The organism is Pseudenhygromyxa sp. WMMC2535 (assembly GCF_011083025.2).
The window spans coordinates 3171821-3190289 of the sequence record NZ_JABJWV010000001.1; the positions used below are offsets into that span (position 1 = coordinate 3171821).

The 18469-nt window shown below is 69.8% G+C and carries 17 protein-coding genes; 10 read left to right on the plus strand and 7 right to left on the minus strand.

What is annotated here, in order from left to right; genetic code table 11:
* The first annotated feature begins 58 nt into the window (after window positions 1-58).
* Window positions 59-1252 carry a hypothetical protein gene (locus G6O69_RS12240; protein ID WP_172303689.1) on the plus strand — a complete coding sequence of 398 codons (1194 nt, stop codon included), beginning with the start codon at window positions 59-61 and terminating at the stop codon, window positions 1250-1252.
* 28 nt (window positions 1253-1280) lie between these two features.
* On the opposite strand, the gene G6O69_RS12245 is transcribed toward G6O69_RS12240, so the two are convergent.
* A complete protein-coding gene (locus G6O69_RS12245; RefSeq protein WP_172303690.1) occupies window positions 1281-2873 on the minus strand; it encodes an NCS2 family permease in 1593 nt (530 codons plus the stop codon).
* 130 nt (window positions 2874-3003) lie between these two features.
* Between G6O69_RS12245 and G6O69_RS12250 the strand changes: the two genes are divergently transcribed.
* The gene (locus tag G6O69_RS12250) at window positions 3004-3936 is read left to right on the plus strand and encodes an alpha/beta fold hydrolase (RefSeq protein ID WP_172303691.1); all 933 of its coding nucleotides are present in this window, start codon (window positions 3004-3006) and stop codon (window positions 3934-3936) included.
* Window positions 3937-3979: 43 nt separating this feature from the next.
* Here the strand turns inward: G6O69_RS12250 and G6O69_RS12255 are convergent, their stop codons facing one another.
* Window positions 3980-4669 carry a ribonuclease H gene (locus G6O69_RS12255; RefSeq protein WP_172303692.1) on the minus strand — a complete coding sequence of 230 codons (690 nt, stop codon included), beginning with the start codon at window positions 4667-4669 and terminating at the stop codon, window positions 3980-3982.
* A gap of 260 nt (window positions 4670-4929) precedes the next feature.
* On the opposite strand from G6O69_RS12255, the gene G6O69_RS12260 reads away from it, so the two are divergent.
* The 3 genes from G6O69_RS12260 (at window position 4930) to G6O69_RS12270 (ending at window position 7887) form a co-directional block, all read left to right on the plus strand.
* Entirely contained in the window at window positions 4930-5844 is a 915-nt protein-coding gene (locus G6O69_RS12260; protein ID WP_172303693.1) for a hypothetical protein, read from the plus strand.
* A 168-nt stretch (window positions 5845-6012) separates the two neighbouring features.
* On the plus strand, window positions 6013-6354 hold the full coding sequence (locus G6O69_RS12265) for a hypothetical protein (protein ID WP_172303694.1): 342 nt from the start codon (window positions 6013-6015) through the stop codon (window positions 6352-6354).
* A gap of 186 nt (window positions 6355-6540) precedes the next feature.
* Complete coding sequence (locus G6O69_RS12270; RefSeq protein WP_172303695.1) at window positions 6541-7887, plus strand: ATP-binding protein; 1347 nt, start codon at window positions 6541-6543, stop codon at window positions 7885-7887.
* Between the two features lie 47 nt (window positions 7888-7934).
* Here the strand turns inward: G6O69_RS12270 and G6O69_RS12275 are convergent, their stop codons facing one another.
* The 3 genes from G6O69_RS12275 to G6O69_RS12285 all read right to left on the minus strand — a co-directional run bounded on the left by G6O69_RS12275 (window position 7935) and on the right by G6O69_RS12285 (window position 11802).
* Window positions 7935-8234, minus strand: coding sequence for a hypothetical protein (locus tag G6O69_RS12275; protein WP_172303696.1), 300 nt, complete (start codon window positions 8232-8234; stop codon window positions 7935-7937).
* 144 nt (window positions 8235-8378) lie between these two features.
* Window positions 8379-9734: a serpin family protein gene (locus tag G6O69_RS12280; RefSeq protein WP_172303697.1), complete on the minus strand. Its 1356-nt coding sequence runs from the start codon at window positions 9732-9734 to the stop codon at window positions 8379-8381.
* A gap of 55 nt (window positions 9735-9789) precedes the next feature.
* Window positions 9790-11802, minus strand: a complete 2013-nt coding sequence (locus tag G6O69_RS12285; RefSeq protein WP_172303698.1) for a M20/M25/M40 family metallo-hydrolase — start codon at window positions 11800-11802, stop codon at window positions 9790-9792.
* Window positions 11803-11946: 144 nt separating this feature from the next.
* On the opposite strand from G6O69_RS12285, the gene G6O69_RS12290 reads away from it, so the two are divergent.
* The 3 genes from G6O69_RS12290 to G6O69_RS12300 all read left to right on the plus strand — a co-directional run bounded on the left by G6O69_RS12290 (window position 11947) and on the right by G6O69_RS12300 (window position 15992).
* Entirely contained in the window at window positions 11947-14367 is a 2421-nt protein-coding gene (locus G6O69_RS12290; protein WP_172303699.1) for an ATP-binding domain-containing protein, read from the plus strand.
* A gap of 19 nt (window positions 14368-14386) precedes the next feature.
* On the plus strand, window positions 14387-15298 hold the full coding sequence (locus G6O69_RS12295; RefSeq protein ID WP_172303700.1) for an MBOAT family protein: 912 nt from the start codon (window positions 14387-14389) through the stop codon (window positions 15296-15298).
* A gap of 76 nt (window positions 15299-15374) precedes the next feature.
* Window positions 15375-15992, plus strand: coding sequence for a hypothetical protein (locus G6O69_RS12300; RefSeq protein WP_172301238.1), 618 nt, complete (start codon window positions 15375-15377; stop codon window positions 15990-15992).
* A gap of 184 nt (window positions 15993-16176) precedes the next feature.
* Here G6O69_RS12300 and G6O69_RS12305 read toward each other — a convergent pair whose 3' ends face one another.
* Entirely contained in the window at window positions 16177-16635 is a 459-nt protein-coding gene (locus G6O69_RS12305; RefSeq protein ID WP_217909815.1) for a ComEA family DNA-binding protein, read from the minus strand.
* Between the two features lie 231 nt (window positions 16636-16866).
* On the opposite strand from G6O69_RS12305, the gene G6O69_RS12310 reads away from it, so the two are divergent.
* Both G6O69_RS12310 and G6O69_RS12315 read left to right on the plus strand, forming a co-directional pair.
* Window positions 16867-17475, plus strand: coding sequence for a hypothetical protein (locus G6O69_RS12310; RefSeq protein ID WP_172303701.1), 609 nt, complete (start codon window positions 16867-16869; stop codon window positions 17473-17475).
* Window positions 17472-17723: a hypothetical protein gene (locus G6O69_RS12315; RefSeq protein ID WP_176396790.1), complete on the plus strand. Its 252-nt coding sequence runs from the start codon at window positions 17472-17474 to the stop codon at window positions 17721-17723. Before G6O69_RS12310 ends, G6O69_RS12315 begins: the two co-directional genes overlap by 4 nt.
* A gap of 167 nt (window positions 17724-17890) precedes the next feature.
* On the opposite strand, the gene G6O69_RS12320 is transcribed toward G6O69_RS12315, so the two are convergent.
* Window positions 17891-18469, minus strand: coding sequence for an ERG2 family protein (locus G6O69_RS12320; protein ID WP_172303703.1), 579 nt, complete (start codon window positions 18467-18469; stop codon window positions 17891-17893).

An 18469-nucleotide genomic window follows, 5' to 3' on the forward strand; every position in this document is an offset into this window, starting at 1 on the left:
AGGGCTGACCTTTGTCGGGGCGCACCTGCGCGCGCGGCTTGGGTGTACAGTTGTACCCATGTCGACGCGGCGCTCGCTGGGCCTCTTGATCGCTACTTGGGCCGCGCTCGCTGGCTGCGACAAGGCGCGCGCTTCGACGGCGGCGCCCGGCAAGGATGACGCCGCCTCGACGCCGTGGAAGGCCTGCGCGGAGGGGGCGTTGGACGAGGGTCGGCGCCTGGTCGCGGATGATCGCGCGGCGCGGATGAGCGGCGAGGACTTCGAGTCGCGCCGGGCCGAGCTCGACGCTGGCTGCGAGGTCGGCTGCGCGCCGGCTTGCCTCGAGCTCGCGCGCCTGAGCTGGGAGCCGAGCGAGTCTGCGCGCCTGCGCGAGCGGGCCTGCGCTGGCGGAGAGGTCGAGGCCTGCGTCCTCGAGGGCAGCGCGGCCACGCAGGTGTGCGTGGAGCAGCGGGCGCTGCTCGCCTGCACGACGCGGCTGGAGGTCGAGGCGGAGGGCTCCCTGGCCGAGCTGTGGTCGGCGGTGGCCGAGGCCGGGGCGGCGGGCTGTGATCAGCACGACGCGCGGGCCTGCGCGGCCTCGGCCTGGGCGCGCTGCGTGGGCCTGGGTGAGGGCTGTGACGAGGGCGCCCTCGCGGCGGCGGACGACGCGGCGCTGCTGGTCCCGGATCCAGCGCTGGTCGAGCTCGGGCCGGCGCTGCGCTGTGAGCTCGGCCAGGTGGAGGCGGCCAACGAGCGCCTCGCGGCCGCCTGCGCGGCTGGGCGAGGGGCTCGCTGCGAGCGGCGCTGCGAGGCGCTGCCCGGCGGCCGGGCGGCGATGATCGTCAGCGAGGAGCGCTCGCGCTGGGTCGACCTGGTGGGCGTGCTCGAGCTCCAGGGCGAGGACGCGGCGCGCTGGCTCCCGGCGCTCTCGCTGATGAGCGCCGGCGAGCTCGAGGACTTCGAGGCGCTGCTGACCGCCTTCACGCCGCCGGTGTCCGACGCGGCGGCCTCGCTCGCGGTCCCCGAGGAGCTGCGCGAGCGCTTCCCGGCCCTGGTCGAGGCCCTGCGCCGCTCGCCGCAGCTCGACACCAAGAAGATCCGCTACTGGTTCGAGCGCCTGCCCGACATGAGCGAGGAGCAGCGCACGAACCTGCTCGAGAGCCTGCGCGGGCACTGGTGGGCCCTGCCGGGCGAGGGCCAGGCGACGCCGGCGTCCTTCGTGGAGGATGTGGGCCTGCGGCTGATCGACCCGGGCCGCGGCGGGACGCGCTGAGTCGGCCGCCCGCGGCCCGAGAGCCAGCTCAGGCGCTGTGGTCGACGTCGTCGGGCACGGTGACCGTGGGCGCCAAGAAGAGCACGGCGGCCATGGCCAGGTAGCCCAGGGTCCAGCTCAGGCGCTCGGGGTGGTGCCAGGGCGAGAAGACCTCGAGCACGGTGTCGCCCACGGTCCAGCGGTAGCCGTGCATCAGGCCGACGCTCGACAGCGCGGCGGCGGCGAGCAGCCACAGGCCGGCGATGGTGAACTTGCGCTCGATGATCAGCACGGTGACCGTGGCGAGGATCATCGCCGTGAAGATGAAGCCCTGCTCGAGGGCGAAGGCGCCGTCGATCCACAGGTCGTTGGCCTGGAAGCTGGCGACCAGGCCCTCGCCGAAGGGCGCGGTGGGGTTGCCGAGGCCGGCGGCGCGCAGGCCGTTCTTGGCCATGCCGGCGCCCCAGGCCGCGACCCCGGGGAGGATGCCGATGACCACGGCGGGGGCGTGGGGCTTGGGGGTGACCTGGAAGGCCTGGGCGGTGATGACCACGCCGATCCACAAGACGATCGCCATGCCGGCGTCCACGGGCACGGCCCAGGTGATCCACGCCAAGGTCCCGCTCAGGCAGATCAGGGTCACGAACACCGCGTTGGCCACGGAGTAGCCGGCGCGGGCGCCCATGGCCTTCCAGCCCGGGTGGCCGATGTAGATCGTGGTCGGGAAGCAGGACCCGAAGAGCGCGGCGACGATGCTGCCGGCGCCGTTGACCGCGAGCGAGGGGACCACGGGGAAGCTGTCCCCGGCGGCCTCGGCCGACTCGATGTTCTGGAGCGAGCCGACGACGTTGAACAGGCCCATGGGCACGATGACCGCGAAGTAGGCGGCGAGCATGCCGGGCTCGGACAGGGCCGCGAGCACGTCGCCGATCACCGGCACGGGCAGCATCAGGCCGACGCTGCCCGTGGGCGCCTCGCCGGCCGGGGCCAGGCCGATGATCCACGCCAGCGCGGTGCCCAGGGCCACGGCCACGAAGCCGCCGGGCAGCCGGCCCTTGAACTTGACGCGGCCAAAGTAGGTCAGCAGCACGATGCCCAGGGTCGAGAGGCCGACGATCGGGTGGGCGAAGGTGCGGAACAAAAAGCCCAGCGAGATGAAGCCCAAGGCGATGCCGGCGAGGGTCGAGAGCAGGGCGGCGCGCGGGGTGATGCGGCGCAGCTTCTCGGCCACGAAGGCGCCGCCGAGCTCGATGATCCCCGAGCCCAGGCAGGCGAGCAGGCCGGCCTGCCAGGCGACCCGCGAGGGGTCGTCGACGCCGGCCGCCTCGGCGGCGAGCTTGGCCGGGAGCATGACCAGGAACACGTGGGCGAAGAGCGAGACCGTGTTGATGCCGTAGGGCAGGGCGCAGATGTCTTCGCGGCCGGTCTGCTTGGCGAGCTCGAGGGCCTGGCGCGCGTAGAAGATGTTGCCGACGACCATCGAGACCGCGGCCCCGGGGAGGATCGTCCCGCGCACGAGCTCGTCGGAGAAGCCGAGCACGTAGGGCGAGCGGCACAGCGCGTCAATCAAGAGCAGCTGCACGAGGTTGTCGAGGGCGAGGCCAAAGAAGCCGTCGACGTCACCACGGACGAAAGGTCGCACGGCCCTCGCATAACACGATTACTCGGGGTGTAGGTCATCGGCGCGATCAGGCGCCCCGCGGGGGGACGTGGCGAGATGGAGAGCCGGCGCGCGCTGGCCGGGGCGCGCTTCGGGGCGTAAAACCGCGGCGATGTCCGACGCCGCGGCCCACCTGCCCTCTCCCGTGCTCCACTCGGTGAGCGCCAGCGACGGCTGGCTGCTGCGCGTCTGGGACTTTGGCGGGGGGCTCGACGTGGCAGCTCGGCCCAAGGCGGTGGTCGTCCTCGGCCACGCGATGCTCGCCGACAGCCGGACCTTGTGCCGCCCGGACCGCCCGACGCTGGCCTCGGTGCTCGTCGACGCGGGCTTTCGCGTGCTCGTGCCGGATCTGCGCGGCCACGGCGAGAGCGGGCCGTCGGCGGCGGCCGGGGGCGACTGGTCCCTCGACGAGCTCGTCGCCGACGTCGGGAGCTACGTCGACCTGGCCGTGGCCGTGGCGCCCGAGGCCCCGGTGGTGCTCGTGGGTCACAGCCTCTTTGGCCAGGCCGCGCTCGCCTGGCTCGGCCAAAACCCGGACCCGCGCGTGCGCAGCGTGGCGACCCTGGGCACGGGGGTCTGGAACCGGCGCTTCGAGCCCTCGCTGGCGATCTGGTGGCTGAAGCTGGCGATCTATCTCGTGACCATGCTGATCGTGGCGCTGGTCGGCTACATGCCGGGCCGAGCGCTGCGCCTGGGCAGCGCCGACGAGGCCGCGAGCTACTGGCGCCAGGCCTGGGCGTGGATGCGTCGCAATCGCTGGTGCTCGCTCGATGGCAGCGTCGACTACTGGGCGGGCCTCGAGGGCATCCGCGTGCCCTTCTTGCACGTGCTCTCCGAGGGCGATCGCCTCTACGCCCGGCCGCCGGCGGCGAGCTTGACCACGGCCGGCGTGGTCAGCCGCGAGCTGCTGGTGACCGGACGCAGCGATGCCCCGGGCGAGCTCGCCGAGCTACGCCCCGGGCACATGGGCTTGGTCACGGACCTGGGCAGCAAGATGCTGTGGCACTGGGTCGCCGGCTGGCTCGAGCGCAGCATCCAGGACTGAGCGCAGCGTCCAGGACTGCGCGCAGCGCCGGTCGGGCGCCGGCTCAGCGCTTGCGCTCGCGGACGCTGTCACCTTCGACGCGCACCGCTCGGGTCGCGAGGGCGTCGGCCTCTTCGTTGCCCTCCTGGCCGGCGTGACCGCGGACCTTGAGCAGCTCGAGGTTGGGGAACTCCGGCAGCCGGACCTTGATCTTGTCGATCAGCGCGACGTTCTTCTTGGCCTTCCAGCCGCCGATGAGCACGCCGAGCGACCAGCCGCTGTCGGTATAGAGGTGGATCTTCTGCTCGCGCTCGCTCTCCTCGAGGGCCTCGATGGCCCGGAGGATCGCGCGCAGCTCGGCGACGTTGTTGGTCGCCTCGCCGATGTACTCGCTGATCTCGGTGATCGAGTCGGGGCGGACGATGTGCACGCCCAGGCCGGCCGGGCCGGGGTTTCCGGAGCAGGCGCCGTCGGTGTGGATCACGATCGTCTGGGCGTCCGCGGCCTGCTTGGGCTGCTCGCGGATCTGCGTGGCGTTGGTGGTGCTGCGCCCGCCGAAGTCCTCGTCCGAGAGCAGCTCGATCTCTGCCTCGTCGTCGAGGTCTTCGATGTTCTCCCGCGAGGTCTTGTAGGACTTGATGGCGCCACGCTTGTAGCGAAGCTCGACCAGGCCACGCCGAACGATGGGCTTTCCGCCCTCGAGCACGCGCACCCAGACCTTGTCCCCGCGGTAATCAAAGGTCTTCCAGGGCATGGGCGCGCGATGGTGCCACGACCGGGAGCCCACGTCTCGGCGGCGCAGGGCTCGCTCCTTTTCACGGTTCGATGCACGCTGGCATACATCTCGCGGCCAACTGGAGGCACACTCGATTCACGCGTCGCCAGCTGGAAGCGGACAAAATGGCAGTCCAACGCTTAGGTTGGGTTTCGCCATGAATCGTGACTTGGCGCCGTGAATTTCCATGCGCTGCGCGCTTGACCGCGAGAGATGCGCCCGTTTATAAGCCCGAGACTATGAAGCGGATCTGCTGGACCCTCCCGCTGGCTGCCTCCCTCTTCGTGCTTCCCGCCTGCAAGGGTGGCGCGAGCGCCGATGCGGTCAAGCTTGTACCTGACGAAGCCGAGTTCCTCGTCGGCATGCACCCCAAGGACATCATGGAGTCCGAGGTCTACAAGACCTTCAAGGGCGACATTGAAGGGGAGTCCGATTACAAGGACGCCGTCAAGGTCGTCGAGGACTGCGGCATGGCCGTCACCGACTTCGAGGCCGTGATCGTCGGCGCGACCGCCAAGGAAGACGGCGTGTTCGTCGTCGCCGCCAAGGGCATCGGCACCGACGAGAAGGCCACCTGCATCATCAAGGGCGTCCAGAAGGCCGCCGGCGATGAAGAGGGCGCCGAGGTCACCAAGGCCGAGGGCAAGAAGATCATCCAGTTCACGGATGGCCGCGCCTACCTTGTCAACGACGACATGCTCGCCGTCGCCACCACCTCGTGGGAGGACAAGATCGGCAAGCTGATCGACGGCGAGGGCACCCCCGCCGTGGACAACAGCAAGAAGGACCTCTACGGCCAGGTCGACGCCAAGTCCGCGCTGTGGTTCATCGCCAACGTCCCCGACGAGGTCAAGGGCATGGCCGCCATGTTCGGCGCCCCCGAGCTCGGCGACGTGACCACCGCCGCCGGCAACCTGGACCTCTCCAAGGGCGTCGCCATCAACTTCGTCGCCGGTCTCGGCGAGGAGGCCAAGGCCACGGCCGTGTCCGAGAAGGTCAACGGCATGCTCGAGGAGGTCAAGAAGGACGAGCAGGCCAAGGACTTCGCCGACATGATGAACAGCGTGAAGGTCGAGGCCGACGGCGCCAACGTGAAGTTCGCCGCCTCCGCCAGCATGGACGACATCAACAAGATGAAGGAGATGGCCCCCTAGGCCGCTCCTGGAGCGCGATTTGCTCTCCACGAGGCCCGGCTCACGCCGGGCTTCGCAAATTCGGGCTTCAGAGGCCGGCTCCCACCTGGACAGGGGCCGGCCTCTCCCTTTTAATGCGCCGCCACCACTCCCGCCAGCTGCTGTTGGCGGTCCATCAGGGAGCAGGTCATGAGCAACAAGCAATCTCCGCTACAGATCGTCAAAGACAAGTTCGGCTCCAAGAAGGAGCTCGCCAGCAAGCTCGCCGGGATCCTCGAGCCCGCCGAGGGTGAGTCCAAAGAGGAGCTCGCCGAGCGTCTCGTCCACGTCGCCAACGCCAAGCTGCTGCACCTCCACGGCCTCGCCGCGAAGGTGGAGGGCCACGGCGGACGCGAGGGCCTGGTCAAGGCGCTGAGCGAGGCCGAGGGCAAGACCAAGGACGCGGACTACCTCGCGTCGCTCGGCAAGCGCAGCCTCGGCTGGCTGGTCGACCGCGTCGAGTCCCTGGCCAAGAAGAGCAAGGCCGGCTGAGCCGCCCGCTCCGAGCGCGCGCCGCCTCGTGATCCACGAGGCGGCGTTTTCAATTGGTGTCTCTGGCGCGTTTCGGCATGCACCAGGCACATGTGCATGGTGGCCTGTGTAGACCCTGCGCGGTCGCTCTCCGGGCCACAGCGGCACACCTACGGGACGGGCAAAGCTGCTAGGATCTCGGCGCACATGGCTGATCTGAGATCTCGAGCCAAGGCTTTCTACGCCGCCTTCGACGTCGACCGACCGATCAACTTCGGCCTCGACGAGCTCATCGCCAGCGACATGGCCAAGCCGGAGGCGGTCTATGTCGAGCGGATCCACGGCGTCGACGAGAGCAGCGATCCCGTCCTCGAGCTCGTCGATCAGATCGAGTACTCGCAGACCAACGGCGCCTACTTGTTCACGGGCAACCGGGGGTCGGGCAAGACCACGGAGCTGATGCGCCTGGCCAAGACCTTGCGGGCGACCGGTCACGAGATCCTCTACGTCGACCTGGCCGAGCACCTGCCGGGCTCGGGGCCGGTGGAGCTCTCGGATCTGCTCATCGCTCAGCTCGGCGCCATCGGCGGCAACATCGAGGCGCGCTTTGGCTCCCTGGGCAAGCCTGGCTTCCTCGAGCGGGTGTGGAGCTTCTTTCAGGCCGAGCCCGAGCTCGCGCCCCTGGCCGTGCCGGGCGGCCCCGCCGAGCTCAAGGCGGCGCTGCTGCGGACGCCGGCCTTCCGCGTGGAGCTTCAGCGCCGGCTGCGGGGCAAGCTCCACAAGCTGATCGAGCTCGCCCAGCAGTTCGTGGTCGAGGTCGTCAACCTGGTCCGGATCCACCGCGGCGACCCCTACAGGAAGGTCGTGCTGATCACCGACTCGCTCGAGCACCTGCGCGGCGCGGGGGGCCCCGAGGAGGCGCAGAAGGTGTTCGTCAGCATGGAGGCGCTCTTCGTGCGCCACGCCGACGTCCTGCGCCTGCCGGGGCTCAGCGCGATCTATACGGTGCCGCCCTCCCTGCCGATGCTCGCGCCGAGCCTGGCTGGGCTCTACGCCGGCGGCCGGGTGTTCACCCTGCCCAGCGTGCAGATCTACGAGCATCGTCCGCGGGCCGGCGAGGCACCGGAGCCCTCGGAGCGGGGCATCGCCAAGCTCCTGGCCGTGGTCGAGCGCCGCTACAACTGGCACGGGGGCTTCTTCACCGCGGGTCAGCTGCGCCGGCTGGCGGTGTACAGCGGCGCGGATCTGCGCGACTTCTTCCGCCTGCTCCGCCTCGCGGTCAGCCACGCCGCGCGCGGCGGCCTGCCGACCTCGGACACGATCTTCGCCGCGGCCGAGGGGGCGGTGCGCCGCGACATGCTGCCTCTGACCAACGACGAGCGGGCCTGGCTGCGGCGCATCGGCAACAGCTCGCGGGCGGAGACACCCCGGCGCAACGAGCTGCTCGAGTTCGCGCGGATGCTACAGAACAAGCAGGTGCTCATCTGCCACAACGGCGACGAGTGGTACACGCCGCACCCGCTGCTGCGTGCCGAGCTCGGGCTGAGCAGCTGAGCCGGGTCTGGGCCAGCTCTTTGTGGGCCAGCTCTTTGTGGGCCGCCTCAGCTGTCTTCGCGGACGCGGACGGCCAGCTCTTTGTGCGCCGTCTCGACCTTCTCTTGGGCGCGGACCAGGGCCTGCTGGGCGTGCTGCCAGGCTTCGGCGTTGATCCGCCGCAGCTCGTCCTCTTCTTCGGTGTCGGCGTCGAGGTCGGTGACGAAGTCGATGCGCCGCTGGCCGCTCTCGCCGGGCTCCGTCGCCGACAGGGGCAGGAGCTCCGTCAGGCGCTTGCGGGCAGCTCTGAGCTCCACGTAGGCATCGTCGAGCTCCGCGAGGATGGCGTGGATATCGGCGTCGGGCATGGGCCGGTCTAGGTTGCCATGTCCAGGGGCTGCGCGCTACGTCGATGCGCGCGTGGGGTTTGGCCGCGGCGCTCGGGCGCGTGGGCACGGCGGCTCGTTGGCCGGGTCGTCACGGGCACGGGCGTGGCCGAGTCGGGGCCTCGCTCAGCGCGGATCGAGGACGCGCCCGAGGAAGAGCAGCGTGTCGCTGGAGCTGTCGCGGATGGCAAAGATGAACGGCTTGTCGATGCGGCATTCGACGCCTCCGCCGCCGCCACTACCAACTTCGTCGCCGAAGAGCACCACGGTGGTCGCTGCGGCCTCGATGCCGCCTTCATCGACCTTCACGGTGGTCTGTTGAATGATGTCGCTGATCTGCGTCAGCGCCGGCGAGATGCCGGTGAAGTGCTCTCCGCTGGCGAAGGGGGTCGGCATGCCGAGGCTGATCAGAGCTTCCCTCAAGGAGAACTTGGCGTCGACGGAGAAGCGGGGGAGGAAGAGTGAGCCCCCGTCGATCTGTGCGTGGGCTTCGTCGATGAGCGAGGCGAAGGTGGGCTGGTCGAGGGCCGCCTCGAAGGTGGCGAAGTCGCCCTGGGGCTCGATGACCACGAACTCGAGCGCGCCGCCGCGCAGGTCGATTGTGCAGATCTCGTAGTCCTCGGTCAGGCTGTAGCCCAGCGACTGATCCACCTGCGTGTTGGACAAGGTGTCGACGGAGACCTGGCTGCCGTCCGCGAGGGTGAAGTCCTCGGGCAAGGTGGTCTCGAAGGGCGTCTGCCAGGGCGCGGCCAGGTAGAGCGCGTTGATGATGGCCATCAGCGTGCCCTCCAGGGTGTTGGCTGGCAGGAGCTCGGGGATCAGTCCGTGGGTGCGCGCCTCGACCCAGGCGTTGATGCGCAGGCGCTCGCCCTCGGAGTCGCCGAAGAAGTCGGCCAGGCGCAGGCCCGCGCCGTAGTGCACGGCCAGCAGGTCGAGGAAGTCGCTCTCGACCCCCGACGCGATGCTCTGCTCGACCCAGACGCCGTTGGCTGGGGCGATGATCACCGCGTCGTGATTCTCGTCGGCCTCGAGGTTGCGAGCCAGGAGCTGTTGGTCGATCCAGTTGTGCGCGACGTGTTGGCGCTCGTCACCGAGGTTGAAGTGGAGCACGGCCTCCATCTCCTCCCGGGCCTGACCCACCGTCCCGCCGTAGACCATGCCCATGGCCGCGGCGAGGCTGTAGGGGGACAAGGAGAAGTTCTCCTCGGCGAGATCGGGGGTCTGACGCAGCTGGTGGTAGATGTCGAGGCCGAGCGCCTCCTGGTTGGCGCGCAGCTGGGCGATCTCGACATCGTCGAGCTCCGGGTCTTGATCTCGAGAGAGGTTCGACTCGGCCATCGGCCAGTTCGGCTCGTCGAACACCTCGTCGTCGTCCGCGCTGGTGCACGCGGAGCCCCAACTCAGCAGCGAGACCAGCAGTGGGGACAGCAGGGAGAGCCGCAGCGGGAGCGACTCCAGGGACGGAGAGGGGAACGCGCGCATGCCTTGAAGGTGCCACCGCGGGGATGAATCGATCACGAGAAACACACGCGCGCGTCTACTCGAGCGTGGCGCCGTCCTTGCCCACGCGCTTGACCACCGTGTCCGGGTTGACACCCGGTAGCCCGCGACCCACTCCCTCGCCGGGCTCGAGTGTGCCCCAGCGCAGCTCGTAGCCGCCGGCCAGCTCCCAGACGACATCGCTGACCAGCTGGCCGATGCTCGCCAGGCCCTCGACCTCGATCGCGTCGAGCTCGTCGCCGGGGCGGTGGTAGTCGCCGTGCACCCCGGTGAAGAAGAAGAGCACGGGGATCTGGCGGCGAAACCAGTGCGCGTGGTCGCTGCGCGTGGTCGTGCTGCCCTCGTAGAGGATCTTCATGCCGTAGTTGCCGAGCTCGTCGAGCAGGGGCATCCAGCCCTCGCTGCTGTAGATCCCGCCGATCGCGAGGCCGGCGGGGCCGAGCCGGCCGACCATGTCGAGGTTGACCATGGCCACGACCTCGCTCATGTCGAAGGGGGGGTCGTTGGCCAGGGCCTCGGAGCCGAGCAGGCCGAGCTCCTCGCCGGAGAAGTGGGCGAAGATCAAGGTCCGCTGCGGGGTCAGGCCGGACGCGCGCCAGGCCCGGGCGATGTCGAGGAGCATCGCCGTGCCCGAGGCGTTGTCGTCGGCGCCGTTGCAGATCCCGTCGCGCTCGCCCTCGCTGGGCTCGCTCGGGCGGCAGTCGCCGCGCTGCTCGTCGCCGATGTGATCGAAGTGGGCGCCGAGCACGATGATCTCGTCGCTGCGGCCGGGGAGCTTGGCGATCACGTTGGGGACCTCTGCGCGGGTCTCGCTCAGGCGGCTGTCGAGCTCGACGCGGACGCCGAGGGCCTGGGAGCGCGGCCGGTAGTCGCCGTCGATCGCCGCCTGGACCTTGGACAGCTTGGCGCCGCCGATGCGCAGCAGCGCGTCGGCCTCGTGCCAGCGCAGCTGGACCACGGGCAGCGGCCCGGGCTCGTCGAGGACCGCGCGGTGGCGGTCGAAGGGGCCGGGGCGACCGGCGACGCCAAAGAGCTCGTCGGCGGCGCGGGCCTGCTCGCCCACGGGGGAGCGCGGGCCCTCGACGAGGATCACGCCCACCGCCCCGGCCGCGGCCAGGCGCTCGATCTTCTTGGCGAGGGCGTTTTCGGCGAGGGAAAAATTGGGCTGGTTGGCGAAGGGCGGGATGAGGGCCGCGCTGATCGCCATGAGGTCGATGCTCGCCTCGGGATCCTCGACCTTCCAAAACGCGTCGCCGAGCTCGCGGGGGTCTTCGAGCGCGATGAAGGGGTCGAGCAGCGCGACGAATTGCTCGCGGGCCCGCTCGTGCAAGGCGAGCAGCTCGGCCGTGTCGCCGGCCTCGCGGGCGGGGGCGGCGTCCACATCGAATTGCGCGACCACGTCGTGCATGGCGGCGTAGAGCGCCATGGGGTCGGGGTTGTTGGGGGCGCGGTCGAGGACCAGGGCGACCTTGCCCTCGAGCTCGACGCCCGCGAGGTCGTCGTAGCTGTCGATGGGCAGGGCGACCTCGGCGGGCGCGGGGTCCCACGTGGGCTGCTGGCTGGGATCCCACTGCGCGGCGTAGCCGACGAAGACCAGCTCGCCGGCGGCCATCCCGGCGCGGCCCTCGGCGCGCGGGGTGAACTCGGCGGCGCCGACCGAGGTCGTGCGCCCGCGGGCGTCGGTGATCGCCAGGCGGCTGCCCTCGCCGGCCTCGACCTTGGTGCGCAGGCTGTAGGGCACGCGCCAGCTCTCGCCCACGGGCTCGAGGCCGAGGGCGGCGTAGCGCTCGCCGAGCCAGGTCGCGACCTCTTCGATCTGCGGGGACAGGGTGTAGCGGCCCTGGCGAGCGTCGTCGGCCAGCCAGGCGATCGAGGCGAGCATGGCCTCGGCGTCGAGCTTGGGCCGCTCGCCCTCGGCGGGCGCGCTGGTCTGCGCTGGCGCGGCGGCCTCCGGGCCCGTGCGCGCGCGCGGCTGACAGCCTGCGAGCGCGAGCCAGCCGCCCAGTATGAAGGCAGACGAACAGAGGGTCCAGGGACGAGGGCCGATCATGTGAGGACGCAATAGCATGGCGCGCACGCCCTGGACCCGGCGGGAGCGAGGGAGCTTTGGGGCGCGCGTCCATGGCGCCCTCCGGTTTGCCCAGGCGACGTAGAGGGGTGTCAAGAACGGCTGCTTTTGCTAATCACGGCGATTGTGTCCGAGCAGGTCCAAGGTGTCTCGAGCGACGCGCCGGCCTCCGAGCCAGCGCCGTTGGCTGCTCTCGACGAGCAGGGTCGGCGGATCGTCGATGAAGAGCTGAAGATCCTCGAGCGCGTGCAGGCGCGCGTCGCCGAGCAGCTCGCGACCGAGGCGCATCAGTTCGAGGACCTCGACGGCGCGATGATCGAGCTGCGCGACGAGATCGCGAGCGCCAAGGAGGAGGACCTCCCGGCGCTCCTGGATCAGATGCACCAGCTCGCCGCGCTCAACGCCAAGCGCGGCTCCGGGCGCAGCGCGCCGGTCGACGCCAAGAACCCCTACTTTGGTCACCTGCGCCTCGAGGAGGCCCGCGCCGGCAAGCGCCGCGACGTGCTGATCGGCAAGCGGACCATGCTCGGCTCCGGCGAGGGCGTGTCGATCGTCGACTGGCGCAACGCCCCGGTCTCGCGGCTCTACTACCGCTACGACGAAGAGGACGAGTACGAGGAGGAGTTCGACGATCGCAGCATCGAGGGCAAGGTGCTGGTCCGCCGCTCGGTGATGGTCTCGGACGCGACCTTGCGCCGGGTCGACTCGCCCCAGGGCAGCTGGGTGCGGGCGCCGAGCGGGCGCTGGCGGGGCCTGGGCGCCGAGTCGCGGCCCACCCTCGAGGGCGGCACGGGCAAGGCCTCGCGCGTGCCCCGGGGTCGCCTGGGCGTCAACGACGAGGACCTCGGCCACGCCGACAAGCGCCTGCAAGAGATCACCGCGCTGATCGACAAGCAGCAGTTCGAGCTGATCACCCGCCCGGACTCGGGCGTGGTCCTGATCCAAGGTGGCGCCGGCTCGGGCAAGACCACCGTGGCCCTGCACCGCGTGGCCTACCTGGCCTTCCAGGACCACCGCCGCTTCGCCGCGGACCGCATGCTGATCGTGGTCTTCAACGAGGCCCTGGTCGAGTACATCCGCTACGTGCTCCCGGCCCTCGGGGTCGAGGGGGTCATGGTGACCACCTACCGGCGCTGGAGCGCCGCGCTGCTCGGTCGGCTCAAGCTCGGCTTACCCCCGCGGCGCACGGACTCGACCCCCGAGGCCGTGGTCCGCTTCAAGAAGCACCCGATGATCCTCGCGATGATCGAGGAGCTCGTCGCCGAGGACCTCGCCGACGTCGAGGTCAGCTTGCGCGAGCGCCTCGACGGGCGCGAGGGCGGCGAGGCGGTGATCGAGCACTGGCGCAGCCTGGCCAAGCTCCCGCCGGTGGTCCGCGGGCGCCGGGCGCTCAACTGGCTGCTCGAGGGCGAGGGCCAGCGCCTCCCGGCCAAGACCCGCGCCGCCGCCGAGACCAGCCTGCGCGCCTTCCGAGAGGGGGCCGACGACGTGCTCGGTGACTGGGCCGAGCTCTTTGGCGACGCCGAGCGGATCCGCGACGCCATCGCCCGCCACGCGCCGGAGGCCTTCTCCGACAACGAGCTCACCTCGATCGTGCGCTGGTGCACCAAGAAGGCCGCCGCGCTGATCGACTGGCGCGAGAGCCAAGACGACGACCTCGCCAAGCTCGAGGACGAGGACGAGGACATCGCCGCCGCCCCGCGGGCCAAGGCTCCGCGCCTCGACGGAGAGGACGACGCCGTGCTCCTGCGCCTGAGCCAGGCCAAGCGCGGCGGCATCTTCATCAAGGGCAAGCGCTTCGAGTACGAGCACATCGTGATCGACGAGGCCCAGGACCTGTGCCCGCTCGAGGTCCGCGTGCTGCTCGACACGGCCTCGGCCGGGCGCAGCGTGACGATCGCCGGCGACCGGGCCCAGAAGATGATCTTCGACAACGGCTTCGTCGACTGGCCGCAGCTGCTCGACGACGCCGGCCTGCCCCACGTGGCCATCCAGCCGCTGAAGATCACCTACCGGTCCACGCGCCAGGTCATGGCCCTGGCCCAGCACGTGCTCGGCCCGCTCCACGACCCCAGCGACGACCTGATCGCCCGCGACGGCGCCCCGGTCAGCTACTTCGGCTTCTCCGACATGGGCGAGGCCGTGGCCTTCCTGGGCGAGGCCCTGCGCAACCTCATGGCCCGGGAGCCCTCGGCCTCGGTCGCGCTGATCTCCCGCTACCCGCAGCAGGCCCAGGCCTACTATGAGGCGCTCTACATCGCCGAGGTCCCGCGCCTGCGCCTGGTCGCCCGCCAGGACTTCAGCTTCTTGCCGGGCATCGACGTCACCGACGTCCGCCAGGTCAAGGGCCTCGAGTTCGACTACGTGGTCCTGCTCGACCCCACGCGCCAAAATTATCCCGAGCGTGACCCGTCGCGGCACCTGCTGCACATCGCGGCCACGCGCACGGCCTACCAGCTGTGGCTGGTCTGCGCCGGGGACCCCAGCCCGCTGATCCCCCGCAGCATCGTCGACGAGGCCGTGGGCGACGACGCGATCCCTCGCTGAAGACCGGGAGCCGAGAGCGATGTCGCTGGTCTTCGCGCTCGCGCTGTGGCTCGCGGCGGTCCTCGGGATCAGCCGGTTCAGCGATCCGTCGCGGCCGCGCCGGGCCCTGGCCGTGCTCGCGGTCGGCCTGTGCTTCGTGGCGGCCCTCGCCGTTCCGGCCGGTCTGGTCTTCGTGCGCTTCTTGTTCGCCTGCCTGGCGGTGCTCGTCACCGGGCGCAGCGTGGACCTGCTGCGCGGTCGCGGGGCCGCGGTGGACCCGAGCGCGGCCAGGCGCCTGTGGCTGCTCGTGGCCTTCTTCGACGTGCGCGAGGCCAAGGCTTGCGAGCCGGCGTTCGCGGCCCGCGAGCGCGTCTGGCTCGCGGGGCACCTCGTGGTCATGGGCCTCGGCGCGTGGCTCGGGTTCGGGGCCAGCGGCGCGGGCTGGACATACTGGGCCGCGCGCTGGCTCGGCGGCCTGGGCTTTTTGTACGGCCTGATCGAGGTCCTGCAGTCGTCGATGCTGCTCGGCTACGCCCGCCTGGGCGTCGCGCTGCCGCGGATCAACGAGCGCCCGATCCTCTCGCGCACGCTGGCGGAGTTTTGGGGTCGACGCTGGAACCGGGTGGTCTCGGGCTGGCTGCGCGCGGGGATCTTCGAGCCGATCACCGGCGCAGAGCGGACACCGCCGCGAGCGGCGGCCGCTGTCGCCCTCACCTTCGTCGCCAGCGCGCTGCTACATTTGTGGGTCGCCTGGGTGCCGCTCGGGCTCTGCGGCGGCGTGACCATGGCGAGCTTCTTCGTGGTCCACGGCGCGCTGATGTTGGCCGAGCGCGGCCTGGGCGTGCGCAGCTGGCCGGCGTTGGAGCAGCGCGCGTGGACCTTGGCCTGGCTGCTGCTGACCTCGCCCTCGTTCATCGAGCCGATGATGCAGATCTTCGCGGGCTCCGCGTAGAGCACCCCCTGACTCACGACCCGGCCGCGCGCCCGGGGTGGGCAAGGCATGAGCGGCTCGATAGGCTTGCGACGCGATGGGACTCTTGGACAGGATGCTGATCGCCCTGGGCTTGCGCGAGCCCGACTCCAGCGAGGACGCGGCCAGCGAGCCCGACTCCAGCGAGCCCGACTCCAGCGAGCCCGACTCCAGCGAGCCCGACTCCAGCGAGGCCTCTGGCGACGCCGCGAAGGGCGAGGCTGCCGGAGCGAGCGCGGCCGCTGGGGCCGGCGAAGCCGCCGGGGCTGGCGCAGAGCAAGACGAGGAGGCGCCGGGCCACGGCCCGACCCTCGAGGAAGAGCGCGACCCGGCCATCGAGGCCGAGGACGACGTCGCCAGCTTCGACTTCGCCAACGACATCGCGCGCTTTTTCACCGCCGAGTTCCGCATGGAGCAGGCGGCCCTCGACTTCCCGCGGCGCAAGCGGCTCTACGCCGAGTACGGCCTGCGCGACGGCGCCCACTGGCACCAGGTCGAGGCCACCTTTGGTCGCTGGCTCGAGTCGCCCGAGGGCAAGGCCAAGTACCCCGACGAGGAGGCGCTGGTCCAGGCGAGGATGACGACCACACAGACGGTCTCGGCCAAGGAGGTCGAGCAGCTGATCGAAGAGGCCCGCCGGGCCAAGGCCGCCCGCGACGCTCGCCGGCGCAGCTGAGCGCGCCGCGTCGCCGCGTCGCCGCGTCGAGGAGACGCGCGACAAAAAAGAACGCCCGCGAGGACCATTCCTCGCGGGCGTTCGGCCATGCTGAGCATCACTGTCTATCGAGGGTCTCGTTCGCTCTTTCGTCTGATGTTTGGGTTTGAGTTTGGGTTTGGATTTTTTTTGGGGGGGAAGGCGGTCAGCGCAGGTTGGTCTCGCCCTCGATGACGATGTAGGCCTTGACCTTGGCGTAGGTCTTCTTGCCCACGCCCTTGACCCGCATCAGGTGGTTGGGCTGCTTGAAGGGGTGCTCGGCGCGGTAGCTGACGATGCGCTCGGCGATCGAGGGACCGATGCCGGGGAGCTGCTCGAGCTCGGCCGCGCTGGCGGTGTTGATGTTGATCTGACCGTCGAGCTCGGCCGCGGCGGCGTCGAAGCGGGCGCTGTCGTCGGTGAAGGTGTCGCCCTCGGTGATGGCCGCGGCCGATGCCGAGGAGGCGCCGGCGAGCATGGCGAAGGTGAGGGCGGCGGCGGTGGTGAGCTTGCGGAAGGTGTTCATGATCTCGTGTCCTTTTGGTTTGAGGTTGTTGACGTCACCGCTGTCATCGCGGCGACGCAGGACTAGAGAGCAGGGGGCGATCCAAAAGGTGAAGATCAATGATTCCAGTCATTTGGATGAAATCATGGATCCGCAAAGCGGCCAGCCTGCGGGCCCCTGTCCCGCCTGCTGGCCGCCTACTCCGGCCGGTCTGTCGGCCATGACTGCGATTCTCTCTGGATGCATGATTTCGAGTTCGCTCCTGTACACGAGGACGGCGCTGAGCACGACCGGTGGGGTGGCCAGCTCTAAATCCGCCTGTCCCGAGGCATATGTGCTAGAGACTCCAACATGCCTCGCGCCCAACTGAAGCTCGACTTCCGCGTCGTGTTCCGCCGCGATGGGGCGTATTGGCGTGGAGAGGCGCTGGAGCTCGATGCGCACGGTTCCTCTGCATCACTTCGAGACGCCGTCAGCGCGCTTCTCGGGAGCGCGTATCAAGCGGCGCAAGCCGCTCTGGCTCAGGGGGACCTCCCCGGACGGGTGATACCTCCCGTGCTGCTCGAGGAGTGGAAGGTGCTCGTCGCTGGCGGAAGCAGGGTCGAGCTCGCAGACATCTACGCTGGTGAGCAAGACCTCAGCGTCGTTGCGACCGAGCTCTCGGTGCTAGCCATATGGTCGTTCGATGCGTTGCCGCGAGAGATCGCGGAGCACCGTGTGCTGCTGATGAAAGATGAAGGTTTTTGGGTTGCGCAGGCGCTGGAGTTTGATCTCTGTGCTCGAGGGACGGACATCAAAGACGCGCTACAGCGGCTGAGGCAGGTCGTCTTTGGGCGCGCGCTCTTGGACGCGACGCTCGGGATGGACCCCCTCGGGGAGGTCCCGCAGGCGCCGTCTTTGTATTTCGAACGCTACGCAGGAGCGGAGGAGCTCGATACGCGAGCACGCATCGCAGCATGATGGAATTGCAAAGTCCTTCATTGGACGAGTTCATCGAGCGCGCCCGGGACATGGGCGTGAGGAGAATGTCTTTGCTCTCCGAAGGCGTTGAACTCGTCATCCTCTTTCGTCCGCTCGAGAATGGCGAGCGCCGCCGCGTCAACGTCGAGCACCTCCCGAGAGATACTCCGCTGGGCTCCGAGGTCGTCGTGTGGCTATGTCGCTCGCTCGCGCTCGAGCCACACGACTTCGGCGTGTTCGTTGGCTAGGAGCCCGTGGTGGAACCCAGCGCGGCTCCTCGCGCCGGGGTTTTCGTCGAGGGCGCGAAGCCAAAACGCCGCTGTACCGGGCGTACCGCAAGTTTTGGCGACAACGCCATCGGCGGAAGGACCAAGCGAGGTGTCGTGTTGGGTTTCACCACGGGCTCCTAGCTAGCTCAGACCTTGCCCTGCGCCAGCTCCTTGACCGTGCTCTTCCCATAGAGCTGCAAGGTCCGCGCGAAGGAGCGCCAGTCCAAGGTCCCAAACACGGTGTCCGCCAGGCCGAAGGGCAGCATCGCCGGGATGAAGCCGCGGGCGTACTCCAGGGCGAAGCAGCGGTCGGGCATGCGGTAACCCTCGGCCACGCCCTGCTCGAGGATGTGGCAGTCGCCGGGCTTGTAGACGCGCTTGTGGGGGTCGGTCTCGGAGTAGCCCCACTGCTCGCCCTCGAGGATGTAGAAGTAGTCCTCGGCCCAAAAGCGCCCGGTGTGACCCTCGGTCCCGATCGGCGAGCCGAAGATGATCACGTACTCGGTGACCGAGGCGTGGAGCACGGTCATCATGCCCATGGCACCGCCGGCGTTGTTGAGCACCCAGCGACGATCTTGGCGGATGTGTCCGGGGTACTCGCGCTCGAGCTCGGCGGCGATCTGCTCGACCATGTCCTCGAGGGGCTGGCCGATGGCGGCGCGGGCGATGCGACCGAGGACTTCTGGATCGAAGAGGTAGCTCATGGCGAAGGTTGACTCGCACAT

Bases quoted from the DNA above. Each gene is read 5' to 3' on its own strand.
- G6O69_RS12240 (WP_172303689.1), top strand. From the start codon at position 59: ATGTCGACGCGGCGCTCGCTGGGCCTCTTGATCGCTACTTGGGCCGCG.
- G6O69_RS12250 (WP_172303691.1), top strand. From the start codon at position 3,004: ATGTCCGACGCCGCGGCCCACCTGCCCTCTCCCGTGCTCCACTCGGTG.
- G6O69_RS12255 (WP_172303692.1), bottom strand. From the start codon at position 4,669: ATGCCCTGGAAGACCTTTGATTACCGCGGGGACAAGGTCTGGGTGCGC.
- G6O69_RS12260 (WP_172303693.1), top strand. From the start codon at position 4,930: ATGAAGCGGATCTGCTGGACCCTCCCGCTGGCTGCCTCCCTCTTCGTG.
- G6O69_RS12265 (WP_172303694.1), top strand. From the start codon at position 6,013: ATGAGCAACAAGCAATCTCCGCTACAGATCGTCAAAGACAAGTTCGGC.
- G6O69_RS12270 (WP_172303695.1), top strand. From the start codon at position 6,541: ATGGCTGATCTGAGATCTCGAGCCAAGGCTTTCTACGCCGCCTTCGAC.
- G6O69_RS12275 (WP_172303696.1), bottom strand. From the start codon at position 8,234: ATGCCCGACGCCGATATCCACGCCATCCTCGCGGAGCTCGACGATGCC.
- G6O69_RS12280 (WP_172303697.1), bottom strand. From the start codon at position 9,734: ATGCGCGCGTTCCCCTCTCCGTCCCTGGAGTCGCTCCCGCTGCGGCTC.
- G6O69_RS12285 (WP_172303698.1), bottom strand. From the start codon at position 11,802: ATGATCGGCCCTCGTCCCTGGACCCTCTGTTCGTCTGCCTTCATACTG.
- G6O69_RS12295 (WP_172303700.1), top strand. From the start codon at position 14,387: ATGTCGCTGGTCTTCGCGCTCGCGCTGTGGCTCGCGGCGGTCCTCGGG.
- G6O69_RS12300 (WP_172301238.1), top strand. From the start codon at position 15,375: ATGGGACTCTTGGACAGGATGCTGATCGCCCTGGGCTTGCGCGAGCCC.
- G6O69_RS12310 (WP_172303701.1), top strand. From the start codon at position 16,867: ATGCCTCGCGCCCAACTGAAGCTCGACTTCCGCGTCGTGTTCCGCCGC.
- G6O69_RS12315 (WP_176396790.1), top strand. From the start codon at position 17,472: ATGATGGAATTGCAAAGTCCTTCATTGGACGAGTTCATCGAGCGCGCC.
- G6O69_RS12320 (WP_172303703.1), bottom strand. From the start codon at position 18,469: ATGTGCGAGTCAACCTTCGCCATGAGCTACCTCTTCGATCCAGAAGTC.